A 15,491-nucleotide genomic window follows, 5' to 3' on the forward strand; every position below is an offset into this window, starting at 1 on the left:
TACGAATTTTAAGCGGTAATATACAATTATTTTTACAATATTGGAACACAAGGAGATGACGAAAATGAATGTAAAAAACAAAGTGGCTCTTGTTACCGGCGGCGGTACAGGGATCGGTAGAGCTACCTGCCTGGCACTAGCAGAGAGAGGGGCACACGTAGGGGTGAACTATTCGCGTTCTAGAGCCGAGGCCGAAGAAACGGCGCGAATCATTCATAGTAGAGGCGGGCGTGCAATTGCCATACAAGCGGATGTTTCGCAGGACAAGGAAGTCAGGGAGATGGTTGATAAATTGGCCCGGCACTTCGGAACCATCGACTTGCTTGTGAATAATGCCAGCATTACAAAGCACATCCCGTTTGATGATCTGGAAGCGGCAACGGAAGAAGTATGGGATGAGCTTTATGATATTAATGTCAAAGGCATGTTTTTCTGCGCGCGCGCCGTTGCCCCTTTTATGAAAATCAATAAACGGGGAGCGATAGTCAATCTAGGCAGTATAGCGGGACAGACAGGTTTAGGCTCCTCTCTTCCCTACGCCGTTTCCAAAGCGGCTGTTCACGGTCTTACGAAATCTTTAGCGCGCGCCTTAGCCCCGAATATTAGAGTCAACTGCGTGGTACCTGGAGCCGTAGCGACAAGATGGTGGGCTGGAAGAGAAGACCAAATGAATAGGTTAGCTCCCAATCTCCTGCTGCAACGCCTTTCAACCCCTGAAGATATTGCAAGTATGATCTGTGCAGCTCTGGAACAAGAAGCAATGACAGGTCAAATCATAACGGTGGACAGCGGACAAACATTATGACCTGTTGAACCAGCATACCAATCCCCATCATCCACTATCGAATGCAAAAGAAATAGCCTCCGTTTATAGGTGAAATAAACGGAGGCTATTTTCAACTGCATGCTTGATTATTTCCGTATGATCCCGCTTGGCCTTAACCGGATCGCCTTCATCTCTCCTTGCGGGCCTCGAACGCGAGAGCCGCTCCCGATGATATTCCTACACACATGCGGTTCCGCGGCAGCTTGAATGATAGCTTCTATCGTATGAGCCTTACTGTTTGACGATCTGCCATGTGACCCCGAATTTGTCTACCACTTCGCTGTAATAAGCCCCCCAAGACTGAAGTTCGAACGGAAATTTGATCGTACCGCCCTCACTGAGATTCCCGTAGGCTTCCCGTGCTTCGATTTCGCATTCAAATGCCAAAGCCAGTGCGATGCTGCGATTGCTTTCGGACGGTTCAAAAGCGTCGGACAGAAACAACGTGTTCCCGCCGCCTACCGTTATTGCCATGTGCATGACTTTGTCCTTGATCGCTTCCGGTGTTCCCGGCGTCTGACCGTAAGTCATCACCGATAGGATTTCGCCTCCGAGCGCTTTCGTGTACATTTCGGCTTGCGATCGTGCATCCTTCGACATCAAATAAGGAGTTAGCTGTGCTTTCATGTTCATCAACCTTTCGTTTATGGTTTCTTTTTTGGTTTGCCGGGCGAACCGGATGATCACCGTGTTACCCGGACTCTATTTACACAACGAACGGGAAACGACAAAATCGACAGATCCGAAAAAAAAATTTAGAATTGAATCCCTAATTAGAAAAAAGAGTAGAGTCCGTCTTTCGATTTCAAAAGCGTTAGGCTTGGGACGAATGGCTAATGAAAGATCGTATCTTGGGTCACCGAACCCTCCACCACTCCAGAGGTATGACCTTGTCTTGGAAATCTGATGTCCTTAACGATCCCTAAATTGTCAATGATCTCGCGGGGTATTTCATACAATCGGATTGGATGATTTGAACAGATTCTCTTACTAAAGATATCTCCGCTTTTAGCTTAATAACTAGTCGGCAATACTATGTTCTTGTGGGGAATGTCGTTTAGAGACATCACCATCTTGTTGGCAGAACATTTACCATATTTAGGTAATTGCATAATCATTCATACTCCTTTATAATTGCTCAGGGTCCATGTACATACTACAAGTTAGGAGAGAAATAGGTTGAAAAAAGTTTACCGTTGTACGGCTCTTATGCTGTCGATGCTGGTGGTGCTGCTGGCCGGTCTTCCCGTTCTGACCGCTGTTGGGGCAGGCAGCCAGTCAGAGAACACTCTTGTACTGGGTACCAGCGCCGAGTTTGCGCCGTATGAATTTCATAAAACGATCAACGGGAAAGATCAGATTGTAGGCTTCGACATTGATATTGCACGCGAGATCGCCAAGGACATGGGAGCGAAGCTTGTTATTGAGGGTATGAGCTTTGATGCCCTGCTGCCCGCCTTGCAGAGCGGCCGAGTCGATCTTGTCATCTCAGGCATGACACCAACGGATGAACGCAGGCAAAGCATCGACTTCTCGAACAACTATTACCAATCCAAGCAAGTATTAATGGTTCGTACCGAAGACAAGGAACGCTATAAAACGATAGACAGCCTCAAGGGAGATAAGATCGGTGCGCAAAAAGGCTCCGTTCAGGAGGAGATTGCGCAATCCATTCCCAATGCTGTTATTACATCCCTGGACCGCATACCGGACCTTGTTCTGCAATTGCAGACGAAACGGGTTAATGCCGTCATCTTGGAAGACACCGTTGCGATCGGTTACCTGCAGGACACAGGGCTTATACTTTCTGAAGCCGTTCCGGACGATGCGCCTGTTCAGGCGGCCATCGGCATCCGCAAAGGCAACGCAGAACTGCTGGCCAAAGTCAATTCGACAATTGCTCGTCTGAAAAGCGATAACAGTATTGAAGAGTTGGTTAAACAAGCGAGCCGGCTGTCTGTTGAAAAGCAGCAGCCGCCCGGCAATATTTTCACGACATTCTGGGAATACCGCAGCTATTATGCGCTTGGCCTCGGCTATACCCTGCTGCTGTCGGCTCTTGGTGTCCTATTCGGTTTCATTATCGGCCTCATCGTCAGTCTGCTGCGGATGTCGCGCATCCGGGCCATAACCTGGTTGGGTACAGCGTATGTCGAGATACTGCGCGGAACGCCGATGCTGGTGCAGCTCATGATCATTCACTATGGGCTCGCTTTAACTCTGGGTATCAACTTTACTCCGCTGCAGTCCGGTATTATTACGCTATCGCTGAACAGTTCGGCCTATTTGGCGGAAATTTTCCGTGCGGGCATTCAAGGCGTGGATCGCGGGCAGATGGAAGCGGCCCGTTCACTTGGAATGAGCAGAGGACTTGCGATGCGCCATATCATTATGCCGCAGGCGTTCAAGTCCGTCCTTCCCGCTATCGGAAACGAGTTTATTACGATTATCAAAGAATCGTCCATCATATCCGTGATCGGGATGGCAGATATCATGTACCAGGCGGGTATCGTGAAGAACATTACATACAAGGGACTGAGCCCGTTCATTATTGCAGCCGCGATTTATTTTGTATTGACTTTCATGCTGTCCAAGCTGCTCGGCGTATGGGAAAGGAGGATGGGAGCAAGTGATCACCGTTAAAAATTTGCGCAAATCGTATGGGAAAACAGAAATTCTCAAAGGAATCGATATCAGCATTGCCAGCGGGGAGGTCGTTGTTGTCATCGGGCCGAGCGGCTCTGGAAAAAGCACCTTTCTGCGTTGCATCAACTTGCTGGAGCAACCCAGCGGCGGTGAAATCATGTTTGAGAACCAGTCCATTACAGCCCGCGGGCACAACATAAATGCCACCCGGGAGAAAATGGGCATGGTGTTCCAGCATTTCAACTTGTTTCCGCATAAGACCATTCTGCGAAATCTGACACTTGCACCTGTCAAGGTGAAAGGCCTATCAACCGCTGAAGCGGAGAAAACCGCGATGGAGCTGCTGCACACGGTCGGTCTGGCTGACAAGAAGGATCTCTACCCTTCACAACTCTCCGGCGGGCAAAAGCAGCGGATTGCCATTGCGCGCGCCTTGGCGATGCAGCCGCATGTGATGCTATTTGACGAGCCCACCTCGGCACTTGACCCAGAAATGGTTGGCGAGGTGCTGGATGTCATGAAGAAGCTGGCTAAAGGGGGCATGACCATGATTATCGTGACTCATGAAATGGGGTTTGCCCGTGAAGTAGGCGACAGGATTGTGTTTATGGATAAAGGCGTGATCGTGGAGGAAGGGACGCCGGAGCAGGTGTTTGGAAACCCGTCTAACGCCCGTACTAAGGATTTTTTGGCGAAAGTTCTATAACAAGGGGTTCTCTTTGGCAGAATGCCCTTCCTGCATGAAGAACAGGGGCTGTCCCACAAGGTCTTGCAAGACCTGAGGGGACTGCCCCCTTTTTTTACACTAGTAGTAAATTTCTTCCTATTTGCTCCATTAACCTGCGTTTAATTAGTTAGACCTTTACTCTTAACTAGCGTATCTGTTTCTTGAATCAGATCATGTAACATTCCTAGCGCCTTCTCTAAACCGGTTTGCTCTTCTGTGACTAAGGTCAAGATGTCATTTATTTTATAGGAGTATTGGCTTGGCACCCTGCTAAATGAATCGGCGATGGCTGCAGCTCCTTTTTCGTTCATCCAGTAAGTTTCGTTCAATGCGAACAAAACCTGATTCAAGCAAGAAACAGACCTGAAACAACATCCGGCGATATAAGATAAATCCTTTTTATAGATGCCTTTTCTCCCAATCTCAAAGGAGAAATATGCCTCCCATAAAAATTTTTGAATAATCGCTTTTTGCAAACTATGTGGATATGGATTTGTTCTGTTCTTCATTTCAACAACAACACCTGACGGATCCCATAACACCTTACACAACGCTATTTCAGCTAAATATATCAAATTGATAAATCCATGAGGATGTCCCGGTTGATAATCGATTGCGATATCTCCCGCGAAGCACTGTTCCATTACATTTGACACCTTGTTCAGATCACGGTATAAAAAATCGACCGGTTTTTGATTCACTTTTAGCCAGCCCCCACCATTAATCCATGGTCCCCAGCCACCGATTTCTGTAAGTAAGTTGTCTCGATTATCGTCATCCAAGACGGAGGCTGCACGGCTAAGCTGGGCAATGTCTAACTCCTTATTGGCGTTATAATAAATACCAATATCAATATCGGAGTTGGGATTTTCCGTTCCCCTTGCTCTTGAACCGCCTAGAACCAAAGCTTGTACACCGTCGACTTGCTTTAGACGATCGCAAATTTCTGAAACTATGAATTGCACATCCATGCCTCTCACTCCGTTCCAAGTATGACTATAATATATAATAGTCAATTTAGTTCCTAATGAGTATGGAAAGTATTTTTTTAAACTATCCTATCCTTTATGTGAGTAAAGGCTGCCATCGACCTGCTCTATCAAGCCGTTGGCAGCCTTTCGGCCGTGCGCACGATAAGCAATGCGTTTTCTTCCCGGGTCACATAGTCGCCCGGACGAAACAAGCCGTCCGCACCCTCTACGATTCCTGCACGCGAAGCGGCCGCGACGTAGGCATAGTACCACTCGTTTGCCGGAACATCGCGAAAGGCGGAGGAATCCGAAGATTCGAGCCTAAGCAAGCCGGCACCGATCAGCGACTCCACAAGCAGCTTCGTCATTTCCGCACGGGTAATGGCAACCGGCCTATCAGATCGTCCGAAACGCCGGATAGAGAAGGCGATGCCTGTAATACAGGCGCAACATTTCCAAAAACAAGAAGAAAGATCATAACCGTATGAAAAGCTACTTTCACCTTGCGAGACTTCCAATGACTCGGAATCAAAAAAGTCCCACCTTAAAGTTTCTTCTGTCCCTTGGCATCCGTAATCACAATGTCCCCGTCGTCAAAAAACACTTTCATGTTCATGCTCTCGCTGACGAATCGAACGGGAACCAGCGTGATATCGTCCCGGATGATGGCAGGTGCATCAAGCACGTTCACCGCCCCGTTCACGGATGCCTGCTTCTGGTCGATGACAAGTTCGATCTTGATGCCTTCTTTCACTAGCGTCACGCGTCTATCTTCACCGTTCCAGTCCACCTTGGCCCCCAGAGCCTCTCCGATGAATCGGATCGGCACCATGGTGCGGCCATCTAGCGTAAACGGCGCTACTTCGAGCGTATAGTCCTGTTCGTCGACGGAAGCGGCCGTCGAATCCAGCTTCAAAGCGATCGTTTTAAAGGGAAACGCCGCATCGTTCACATAATGGGATGCTGGATCTCCGAATTTCACCGGCTTAGAAATAACCGTCCCGTAAGCCGTTTCGACTTCGACGGTATAATATTGTCCGTCTTTAATAGAACCGTTATTGTTGGCGTATAAATCGAATGTCACGTTCCCCCTGAAAGAGCCCACCGGCTCTTTTACATCTTTCTTGAAGCCGGGCGTCACGACGGTTGTTCCTTGCGCGATTCCGAGGAGCCAGCCGGTGCCGGCCCGATTCGTCCTCCATATGCCTTGATAGGCTTCTTTGCCGTCTTTATCGGTGGAACGCAGGATTACAGCCAAAACCTCCGTTTTTTGCGCAAAACTCAGCTTTAGCTTATAATGACCGTCTTTCCGGCCGTCGGCTCCAAACTCGGCGATTCCTGTCTCGTCGGAGTCCAAATCCTTCCAACTGAATTCCCGGATGACAACCGGTGCATAGGAAGTTTCATTTTCGGCAAACGGAGTGACGGACGATTTCACTACGCCCTTGTTTGTTTCGATTTCCAAATAATAATATTCGCCCGGCTTCATCCCGTTGTTATCCGAAGCATACAGTTCCAGCTGCGCCATTCCTTTGAACGTGCCTAGCGTTTCTTGAAACGTGGTATTGACGATTTTTCCGTCCCGGACGACCGCAAGCAAATTGCCGATATCTCCCGATTTGGCCTTCCATGTTTTCCAAATGCCGTGACTGGTAGCTTTGCCTTCCGCATCGGCCGTTCTCATCGTGACGGACTTAATTTCCACGCCGTCCCCTGCATCGAGCAGCAGGTCAAGATGACCGTCCCGGGTGCCGTCAGGCTTCGCAGTCGTATCCAGGGAAATGCGGTCCAATTCCTTATCGAGATACCGGAATTGTTTAATTTGTATCCCCCCTGAAGCGGCCTGCTCCGCTGCCTCAGAAATGTTGTTCCCCGTGGCCATGCCGCTCAATAAGACGAAACCTGCAAGCGCCGATATGATGGTTTTACGGTACGATTTCATTTGAATAATTGCCTCCCTTAGGTTCCTATTACATCACTTATCTAAGCCATTGTAATCCTGAAAAAACGAACTGAGGAGGATGAATTTCTTTCACCCTTCCCCCAAAAACGCAAAAAGGCTTCCCTTTTCTGGCGGAAAGCCCCAAGTTTGTCTTAGAAAGCGGCGCACCTATTTGTATCCGCTCCGTTAGTTGACAAAAGGCTGCCGACCCATGTCGGCAGCCTTACTCAAGTTTTATTATGGAGAGAAATCGGGAGCCAGCACGTGAAGGTGCTGCCTGCTCCTATATTGCTTTCGATATCAATTGTACCGTCCAACAACCTGCAAAAGCTATGGCTAATGGCCAGTCCAAGTCCGGTTCCTCCATATTTCCGTGTCGTTGAGCTATCGGCTTGCATGAAGGGCTGAAATAACCTCCCGACTTGTTCAGGCGTCATTCCGATGCCCGTGTCTTTGACGCTGAAACAGTAGCCCATCCTATTATTTCGGGTTTCGCGGTAAACATGGAAGACAATGGCGCCATCTTTGGTGAATTTGCTCGCATTACTGAGCAAATTGATCAATATTTGCCTCAGCTTTGTCACATCGGATGTCATTTCACCTTCTACAGAGCGGGTTTCCAACTGATTTCCATTACCATCCATAAGCGGCTTGACAGTCGTTATCACATCCTGAATCAACCCGGTCAAATCAAAAGTTTCAAGGTGAATGTCCATTTTGCCGGCCTCAATCTTCGAGATATCCAGAATATCGTTAATGAGTGACAGCAGATGTTTGCCCGAATGGCTTATTTTGCCCAGATCTTCCACGAATGTCCGCTCGCCAAGTTCTTCGGCTTCTTCCGCGAGCATTTCGCTGTACCCGATAATGGCATTGAGCGGCGTACGCAGTTCATGGCTCATATTGGCGAGAAATTGACTTTTGATCTTATTTGCCTTGATGGCTTCGTCATGAGCTTGTTCCAGCTGCGCTGTGCGTTCCTTCACCAATTCCTCCAAATTTTCGTTCAACTGCCGCAACTCTTGGTTCATCAAATAGATTTCAGTCGATTTTTCCTGAATTTCCGATTCTTTATAAGAAAACCTTTTGGAGATGAAAATCCCGAGCAAAGATAACCCTAGCGTAAACAACGTGCCCCCCGAAATGAAATAAGCAAGCCATTTTTGATCCAGCACCATGCCCGAGGATAACGTCGATTTATCTCCTAAATGAAAGTGGGCAGCCACCATACCCGTATAATGCATACCAACGACAGCGGCGCCCATAATCAATCCGCTGCCCAGCTTCTTCCATCCCTCGCCGCGCTCCCCGCCTTTGCGAAAATAAAACGACAACCATAATGCTGCAATAGATGCGATAAGCGCGATCACGATAGAGAGTGCAAAATAGACCGGATCATACGTGATATCGATTACCATCGCAGACATCCCGATGTAATGCATAGCCGAAATGCCGAAGGCAAGCATCACCCCGCCGCCGAGCAATTGGCGCAGGGTTAACTGATTTCGTCCGACAACGTATAAGGCAATGAAAGACGCGAGGATGGCCACCAAGACCGATACCAAAACCGTTATCAGGTTATAAGCGACCGAAACCGGTAATGAAAAAGCGAGCATCCCGACAAAATGCATAGACCAAATCCCCATGCCCATGGCAAATGCGCCAAACATAAGCCATAACCACCGGTTCCTTCCCTTGGACGTGGTTATCCTTCCAACCAGATCGAGAACGGTGTAAGAGGCCACAACAGCTACAACATATGAAAAAATAACCAACGCCGTATCATACGACCCATGAACATGCTCCATCCCTTTTCCCCTATCCATGTGCTCTTTTGTCAGAATCTGCCGCGAAACGAAGAATTCTAGCTCCTATTATAGCTTGTACCCGTTCGTGAGAAAAGGCTGCCGATCTGCTGGCAGCCTTGAATGTGTTCATTGAGCAAATGTACCCGTTAACATTCCTGTAGGTGTTAGCAGATTGAATTTGCAGAAAAAAGTACGCCTCGCTACGATGAGTATGTACTGGGTTGCAGCCCTCAGAACTCACCTTAGGAGGCGTTATCATGAAGTCTAATCCAATTAAGTCTCAAAATCAACGTGTAGAACGAATCTGCACTACCACTCTGGTTATAGGCATCGACATTGCCAAGGAAAAACACGCAGCACAAGCCATTAATTTTCGAGGTATTGTCCTCATCAAGCGCCCTATTCTATTTTCGAATGACCTTGCTGGATTTGAGCATTTAGAACATAGCATTCGGAAATTACAGAAGATGCACGGCATGAATGACGTCGTTGTGGGAATGGAGAGCACCGGTCACTACTGGTTCAATATTGCCAACTGGTTGGTGGGTCAAGGAATTGATGTGGCTCTTGTCAATCCAATGACAACCAAACGCAATAAGGAAAACAGAGATAACTCACCTTCCAAGAATGACCCAAAGGATGCTCTGGTCATCGCCGATGAGTCGCGGGTTCTACACACCCTTCGCTCCAAAGGATGAAGCATTCCGCCGCATACGGGTTATAGTTACAAATAGAGAGCACTGGGTTGTTAAATCAGGACGGATTAAGAACAGAATCCACCGCTGGCTCGATATCCGGTTTCCAGAATACAGACAAGCATTTGATGACATTTTTAGCGATCGTTCTTTGGCCACTTTGCGTCGGTTCCCAGCCCCTTCTGACCTATTGCTGCTAACTCCGGAGCAAATGGTACAGATCTGGGGTGAGTACATGGCCAGACCTGGCGGGGTGCGAGGTAAGAACAAGGCAATGGAGCTTCAATCACTCGCTAGACATAGCGTGGGAGACACTACTGCCCTTGAAGAAGACAAATGGGAGCTAAGGCACCTCATCGAAGAGTATGAAAGAATCTGCCGAATCATTGATGAAGCGGACGAGATGATTGAAAAAATACTGCCTGAAATTCCTTGTTCAGATCTCGTTCGATCTGTCGGTGCTTCCGTTCCTGCAACGGCTGCCATATTAGCATTTGGCGGGGACTTACGTAAGCTGTCTCACGGAAATCAGTTATTGCGAAAGGCAGGATTGAACTTAGCAGAACGAAGTTCCGGCAAGTATAAGGGGCAAATCAAGCTCACCAAACGAGGCAACTCACTACTGCGTAAGCATCTGTACTTCACTGTGTTTCACCTGTTATCTTTCAATGGAGCGTTCCAAGCCATGCATGCGCACAATACCGAAGTGAAACGAATGACGAAAATGCAGTCCATGATGAAGCTGATTGGGAAACTGGCCCGGATGCTTGTAGCCATGGCGAGAGAAGGACAAACATTCTCCATGGATAAGGCCCAGCCACCGTTTGCAGCATAAAGTAAATCGTAACCCAGACACGTAGATTGGCTCATTCGCAGGATCTGACAAAGAAAGCACGGAGTACCGAGATTTTTACGCTTTAGGGCATAGACCCGTTCCGTTAACGTTGATCGGACTCCACACCTTGGATAGATAGGACGAAGGAATGTGAGGGCAAAGACCCGTCGAGATTTGGGAGAGTGAATCCCCAAGGACCTTGTGGAGAGAAGCGTGCAGCATACCATTTTTATGGAAGATGTTGTAAAAATGTTCAGCACCTTCTGTTCCCGCATACGCTCTAACGGAACTGCCTGCCCCACACTACCCAAACACCTGAACTCCTATTTAACATGCATATTGAAATCCTGCGAATGAGCGAGCATTCGTAAGAAAATCCTTATTCTCTGAGGGAGCTCAATTGTCGTTTATTTATTTTGCAATTTGTAACTCTATTAAAATAGTTAGCAATCGAGAAGAAACATCAGCATCATCTTTTCGCTAATATTAAATGGACAGAGAAATTCACGAAGGAGTTGTTGGGTGATGAAGAATGGAATCAATTTTAGCGTTGTGGAAGCGGGTTCTTTTGGCGATCTTCTGAGTGTGACGGAGGGTCCTGCTGCAGGCAAGTACTTTCTGAAAGACAAGCTTGGACTAACTGGCATGGAAGTCTCACTTAACCAACTGCCAGAGGGAGCGGAAGTACCCTTTTACCACACACATCGCGAGAATGAAGAGCTATACCTATTCATTGGCGGCTGCGGTCAGTTTCAAGTGGATGGAAAAATTTTCTCAGTCAAGGAAGGAACGGCCGTTCGCGTAAAGCCTGAAGGCGAACGCACGCTCCGCAATAACGGTAATGGGGATTTGTATTTCATCGTGATTCAAGCCCAAGCGGACAGTCTCCGCCAATGGGTGATGACTGATGGCGTCATTCTGGATAAGCCGGTGTCCTGGGCGGAATAGTGCTAATAGGTATCTGGTTTAACCAAGTACGCCATTTCTATCTTACGCCGGTAGCTTTCAAGTCTCTTCTTCGGATCTTGCGGTCGCGGAAAACATTTCTGGCACCTATGAAATACAGCGATAGTCGAATCAGCATAAGCGTTAAAATGATCGCGCCGTCCCAGAACGACACCGTATCAACGGCGAAATGGGCAACCTGATGAAAAGCCATGGAAAGTCCCGTAACAGAGGCCGGAATTGTAAATACTACAAGTATGAAAGTGAGGGTAGCGATTCCGAGCATGTAAAAGATGGAAAAAATCTTTGCCGCTCTCTTCTCACCCGAAGGCAATCTTTCCCACCGCCCTTTACTCTCTTCTCTTTTATAAGGGATGATGGATCTCAGAAAAGTCTTACTTGATTGATGGAGGTTCGCAGAATTCGTCCAATTAACGGCCACATAATAAACATCGGTCCTCAAAAAGAACAAAAACTGGGAAAGGACAGAAAAGAATAGAGCGAGTGCGATCAGCCGGGATAGCCCATAGACGAAAGTACTCTCAATCGCAGATAATTGCACGAACAAGCAAATAAGCAGCAGCGTGCAATCCCAGGCCATTCCGGCTAGATAAGGCAAATATCTTTTCTTCTTCGGGTGCGCCCATAACCCTGTCATTTGAGTTTCCACTGCAACGAACACATAACGAATACTGAATCGAATGTTCGTTTTGACCCCCTTGCCGACGGCTGCGAAGTAGTGACCGCATTCATGAATAACGATTTGAATACTACTGATGATAAAGATCAGCAAGGCATTTTCTCCAATTCCATATAGCAAAAAAGCGTCCCGAAAGTGCGGTAAAAGAGATGGTTTAAGCGCGTATAGGAAGATTACGACAATGACATTTATCACGTAGAATCTAGCCATCCACTCATGAAACAAAATGCGCCCTGCCCTTACCTGCCAGGATTCCTGCCGGAACGCCTGACTGCTATCGTAATCTACCATTTTCCTCCCATCTATACTGAAAACGAGCCCAAGCGCCAGCAGCTTTGCGACAAAATCTACAACATTCACAACAATCCCCTTTTCCTGCTGGATCAACTCTTTAATCTCATGTAGTGTCCGGTTGCCGTCGGCTAATTGTATGACTAGAACCGCAGGTTCCGGCACGCGAATAAACTTGGGAATATGGGAATCGCCGATTGTGTATTCCTGTCCTTCTTGTTGTACGGCCAGATGCGTCAGGATCACTCTGGATTCTGAATGGATTTCATGGTTCATACTCGTCTCCCCTCAAATTGCGGCCATTTTTTCCGACCCAAGCTTTACCAAGGCATCTAATGGTATAGGTTCGGCGCCTATATCCCTATTTCTCCCGCAGCTGGGGCAGTCTTCTATTCGGCTGATTTCTTCATGGGTAAACCTCATATCCTGCAGGTTTATTTTCGTATACGGCAATGGAAAAACGGGTGAATAGTTCGTTAAATATTTGGCTATTTCCGAAGCCAGTACCGAGGTTAGAAGCGATACGTTCGGAGCGAAGGACGGATTCATGAAGGAACGGCTATCCAGCTCACCGCTAGCTATGGATTTTATCGTGTCGAATACTTTGGAGTTGCGGCGAATGGACTGCATACACAAGCAATCCGTACATCCCGTTTCGAAGGGAACTACCCGGTACATAAACCCGCTGCCATGGCGAAGTCCGGCATGAAAAACAGGCTTTCGATAGTGAAGGCAAGCGGCGTTCACGTATCTGGATGCCTGCACGGGAGGCGTATCGATCACACAAACGACGACATCCGCGTCTTTAATAATGTCTTTCACCGAATGGGCGCTATCGATTTGCCGATTCACAACCTGAACGTCAATGTCACGATTCATGGCTTGGAGGCGTTCGCGAATGACATCCGTCTTGCGCTTGCCAATATCGTCTTCCGTGAAAAGAATTTGCCTATTTAAATTGTTCAATTCTACGCGATCATGATCGACGCCAACGATTTTGCCTACCCCCATCGCAGCTAACCAAACGGCCAACAACCCGCCACCGCCCAACCCGAGAATGGCGACGGAGCTATGCTTCAACCTTTCCTGGAACAGGTACCGATTTTCATGCATCGATTCGTGCACCGAATAAAAGGTGAAATTGTTTCGGTAACGCTGCAGTTCTCGCGGAGTCAATCCATACGTGTCCGTTGCATCGCTGTCGAGCAGCTTATGGTTGTGCAGCATGGCAACTCCGCGTTTCACGTCTTCCTCGGATAGATTGCATAGTTGCGCCAGTTCCTCTACCGTGTGCTGTCCCGTCAATTGATGCATAAAGTAATAAACGGTTCCATCCGGATCCGGGATTTCGAGTCGAACAAGATCCGTTTGAATCCGTATGACCTGATTGGCTGCTTGCATTTGATTTCGATAAAACTCCTTCAATCTAGGTTTCATTTATCGCTCACCTCAGTCAAAAAGAATGGAAAAGGCCGTACTTTTATGTACGACCTTCTTGCCGAAAGCTAAATCATTAAATCGTGGAGATACCGTCCCACGGGGTATCCATTCCGTCTCCTTTATACATGGTTGGAGTAAGGTCCTCTACTTCACGGATTTCGATATTCATTATTTTCACCTCCCACATTCGATACTGTTACTCTAAACCAATATTGGAAACTTGAGGAGGATGATTTTTTTTAACCCCATTTCAGACTTCACTGGACGTTAGAGACAGCAAAAAAGGAGCTGCCGCTTGGCAACTCCTTCGTTATCAATCAAGTTGTAATTCGGGCAAACGCTCCCGTTAGTTAAGAGAGCTACTGTCAGATGCCACTCCCCTGCGGGCCCAAATCACTACCGGGATCAGTAAAAGTGCAAGGCCGCCTCCGGCAAGCGACAGCGTTGCGTAACTGGATTGAGCAACAACCATGCCGGACAGTGCTCCACCCGATGCCCCAGCTAGTGCTATTAATACATCAAGCGTTCCTTGCGTTTTTGCACGAGTTGCAGGACCGGCGGCATCTACTATAAGTGCTGTACCACTGATCAAGCCAAAGTTCCAACCAAGTCCCAATAATGCAAGAGCGACTATTAGAACCAACATAGAATCTGCAGGCGCTACAGCTGCAACTATACCGGCAGTCAGTAGAATACCTCCCGAAGCTATTGACATGGCTATGCGTCCGATCTTATCAACTAGAATACCTGTAAGGAGGGAAGGAAAATACATGAAGCCAATATGGATTCCTATTACTAATCCTACTTCCCCCAAACTATGCCCGTGATGCTTCATGTGAATTGGCGTCATTGTCATAATTGCGACCATCACGATTTGAGTTAAGATCATTACGGTTGCCCCTATAAACAAGCCTCTGATGTTATTTGTATCCGAGTTCGTTTGCGCAGTTGCTGACTGGCTCAGATCTGACTGTGCTTTAAGTATTCCTTTCGATACGACCAATGGGTCTGGGCGTAGGAAAATCAAAAATACCATACCTGCAAGGATGAAAGCCGCGGCAGCTAAAATAAAAGGACCCGCTAGGGCCGGGACCCCGATTGACGTTGCAAATCGACCCATAACTTCAACCAAGTTAGGACCTGCAACCGCGCCGAAAGTTGTCGAAACCATTGCTATACTAATCGCTTTTGCCCGCTGGGTAGGCTTAGCTAAATCTGTTCCCGCATAACGCGCTTGTAAGTTTGCAGCTGTGCCTGCGCCGTAAATAAGCAGCGATACAAATAGAAGTACAATACTATGACTTACTGCAGACCCTACTACGCCAATTGCACCAAGACCGCCTGCCAAAAACCCTGCGGCAAGCCCCAACCGGCGCCCGTAATGTTGTGAAAGACGCCCAAGCAGCAAAGCGGCCACCGCAGAGCCAAGAGTCAACATGGCGGCTGGAACACCTGCAAAACGATCTGTTCCCAACATATCTTGTGCAAGGAGAGCGCCGACCGTTACGCCTGCAGCAAGCCCCGCACCCCCAAAAATTTGTGATATGACTACAACGATCAAGGAACGTTTAAACAACTGCTGCTGCATATCTAGGGAACCGGCGTAACCTCGAGATTGGTTGTCTCTTAGACTATGAGGTTCATGCGTCATCGCTTAGAACCACA

At 47.8% G+C, this 15,491-nt stretch carries 12 protein-coding genes and 1 pseudogene; 5 read left to right on the forward strand and 8 right to left on the reverse strand.

What is annotated here, in order from left to right:
• Positions 1–64 precede the first annotated feature (64 nt).
• Positions 65–805, forward strand: a complete 741-nt coding sequence (locus tag ACKGJP_RS19850) for an SDR family NAD(P)-dependent oxidoreductase (RefSeq protein ID WP_409340551.1) — start codon at positions 65–67, stop codon at positions 803–805.
• Between the two features lie 252 nt (positions 806–1,057).
• Here ACKGJP_RS19850 and ACKGJP_RS19855 read toward each other — a convergent pair whose 3' ends face one another.
• On the reverse strand, positions 1,058–1,453 hold the full coding sequence (locus tag ACKGJP_RS19855; protein ID WP_409340552.1) for a VOC family protein: 396 nt from the start codon (positions 1,451–1,453) through the stop codon (positions 1,058–1,060).
• A gap of 552 nt (positions 1,454–2,005) precedes the next feature.
• Here ACKGJP_RS19855 and ACKGJP_RS19860 point away from each other — a divergent pair.
• Together ACKGJP_RS19860 and ACKGJP_RS19865 are read left to right on the forward strand one after the other, a co-directional pair.
• Positions 2,006–3,469: an ABC transporter substrate-binding protein/permease gene (locus ACKGJP_RS19860; protein ID WP_409340553.1), complete on the forward strand. Its 1,464-nt coding sequence runs from the start codon at positions 2,006–2,008 to the stop codon at positions 3,467–3,469.
• Positions 3,456–4,178, forward strand: a complete 723-nt coding sequence (locus tag ACKGJP_RS19865) for an amino acid ABC transporter ATP-binding protein (protein WP_409340554.1) — start codon at positions 3,456–3,458, stop codon at positions 4,176–4,178. The genes ACKGJP_RS19860 and ACKGJP_RS19865 overlap by 14 nt, the downstream gene beginning before the upstream one ends.
• 140 nt (positions 4,179–4,318) lie before the next feature.
• Here ACKGJP_RS19865 and ACKGJP_RS19870 read toward each other — a convergent pair whose 3' ends face one another.
• The 4 genes from ACKGJP_RS19870 to ACKGJP_RS19885 form a co-directional block, all read right to left on the reverse strand.
• Positions 4,319–5,170 (reverse strand): nucleotidyltransferase domain-containing protein, encoded by an 852-nt coding sequence (locus tag ACKGJP_RS19870; RefSeq protein WP_409340555.1) that lies wholly within the window; start codon positions 5,168–5,170, stop codon positions 4,319–4,321.
• Between the two features lie 128 nt (positions 5,171–5,298).
• On the reverse strand, positions 5,299–5,538 hold the full coding sequence (locus ACKGJP_RS19875; protein WP_409340556.1) for an S-layer homology domain-containing protein: 240 nt from the start codon (positions 5,536–5,538) through the stop codon (positions 5,299–5,301).
• A 176-nt stretch (positions 5,539–5,714) separates the two neighbouring features.
• Positions 5,715–7,112: a copper amine oxidase N-terminal domain-containing protein gene (locus ACKGJP_RS19880; protein ID WP_409340557.1), complete on the reverse strand. Its 1,398-nt coding sequence runs from the start codon at positions 7,110–7,112 to the stop codon at positions 5,715–5,717.
• Between the two features lie 227 nt (positions 7,113–7,339).
• Positions 7,340–8,920: an MHYT domain-containing protein gene (locus ACKGJP_RS19885; protein WP_409340558.1), complete on the reverse strand. Its 1,581-nt coding sequence runs from the start codon at positions 8,918–8,920 to the stop codon at positions 7,340–7,342.
• A 257-nt stretch (positions 8,921–9,177) separates the two neighbouring features.
• Here ACKGJP_RS19885 and ACKGJP_RS19890 point away from each other — a divergent pair.
• A pseudogene (locus ACKGJP_RS19890) lies at positions 9,178–10,450 on the forward strand (IS110 family transposase).
• Positions 10,451–10,975: 525 nt separating this feature from the next.
• Positions 10,976–11,398 carry a cupin domain-containing protein gene (locus tag ACKGJP_RS19895; RefSeq protein ID WP_409340559.1) on the forward strand — a complete coding sequence of 141 codons (423 nt, stop codon included), beginning with the start codon at positions 10,976–10,978 and terminating at the stop codon, positions 11,396–11,398.
• A 37-nt stretch (positions 11,399–11,435) separates the two neighbouring features.
• On the opposite strand, the gene ACKGJP_RS19900 is transcribed toward ACKGJP_RS19895, so the two are convergent.
• The 3 genes from ACKGJP_RS19900 to ACKGJP_RS19910 all read right to left on the reverse strand — a co-directional run bounded on the left by ACKGJP_RS19900 (position 11,436) and on the right by ACKGJP_RS19910 (position 15,477).
• Positions 11,436–12,662 (reverse strand): hypothetical protein, encoded by a 1,227-nt coding sequence (locus ACKGJP_RS19900; protein WP_409340560.1) that lies wholly within the window; start codon positions 12,660–12,662, stop codon positions 11,436–11,438.
• Between the two features lie 12 nt (positions 12,663–12,674).
• Positions 12,675–13,823, reverse strand: coding sequence for a HesA/MoeB/ThiF family protein (locus tag ACKGJP_RS19905; protein WP_409340561.1), 1,149 nt, complete (start codon positions 13,821–13,823; stop codon positions 12,675–12,677).
• Positions 13,824–14,172: 349 nt separating this feature from the next.
• Positions 14,173–15,477: an MFS transporter gene (locus ACKGJP_RS19910; RefSeq protein WP_409340562.1), complete on the reverse strand. Its 1,305-nt coding sequence runs from the start codon at positions 15,475–15,477 to the stop codon at positions 14,173–14,175.
• Positions 15,478–15,491: the final 14 nt, after the last annotated feature.

The sequence above is a fragment of the Paenibacillus litoralis genome (assembly GCF_046244365.1).
Taxonomy (GTDB): Bacteria; Bacillota; Bacilli; order Paenibacillales; family NBRC-103111; genus Paenibacillus_V.

Excerpts from the sequence above, each read along its gene's own strand:
- ACKGJP_RS19875 (WP_409340556.1), bottom strand. The coding sequence starts at position 5,538 with ATGACGAAGCTGCTTGTGGAGTCGCTGATCGGTGCCGGCTTGCTTAGG.
- ACKGJP_RS19900 (WP_409340560.1), bottom strand. The coding sequence starts at position 12,662 with ATGAACCATGAAATCCATTCAGAATCCAGAGTGATCCTGACGCATCTG.
- ACKGJP_RS19905 (WP_409340561.1), bottom strand. The coding sequence starts at position 13,823 with ATGAAACCTAGATTGAAGGAGTTTTATCGAAATCAAATGCAAGCAGCC.
- ACKGJP_RS19855 (WP_409340552.1), bottom strand. The coding sequence starts at position 1,453 with ATGAAAGCACAGCTAACTCCTTATTTGATGTCGAAGGATGCACGATCG.
- ACKGJP_RS19870 (WP_409340555.1), bottom strand. The coding sequence starts at position 5,170 with ATGGATGTGCAATTCATAGTTTCAGAAATTTGCGATCGTCTAAAGCAA.
- ACKGJP_RS19895 (WP_409340559.1), top strand. The coding sequence starts at position 10,976 with ATGAAGAATGGAATCAATTTTAGCGTTGTGGAAGCGGGTTCTTTTGGC.
- ACKGJP_RS19885 (WP_409340558.1), bottom strand. The coding sequence starts at position 8,920 with ATGGAGCATGTTCATGGGTCGTATGATACGGCGTTGGTTATTTTTTCA.
- ACKGJP_RS19880 (WP_409340557.1), bottom strand. The coding sequence starts at position 7,112 with ATGAAATCGTACCGTAAAACCATCATATCGGCGCTTGCAGGTTTCGTC.
- ACKGJP_RS19850 (WP_409340551.1), top strand. The coding sequence starts at position 65 with ATGAATGTAAAAAACAAAGTGGCTCTTGTTACCGGCGGCGGTACAGGG.
- ACKGJP_RS19910 (WP_409340562.1), bottom strand. The coding sequence starts at position 15,477 with ATGACGCATGAACCTCATAGTCTAAGAGACAACCAATCTCGAGGTTAC.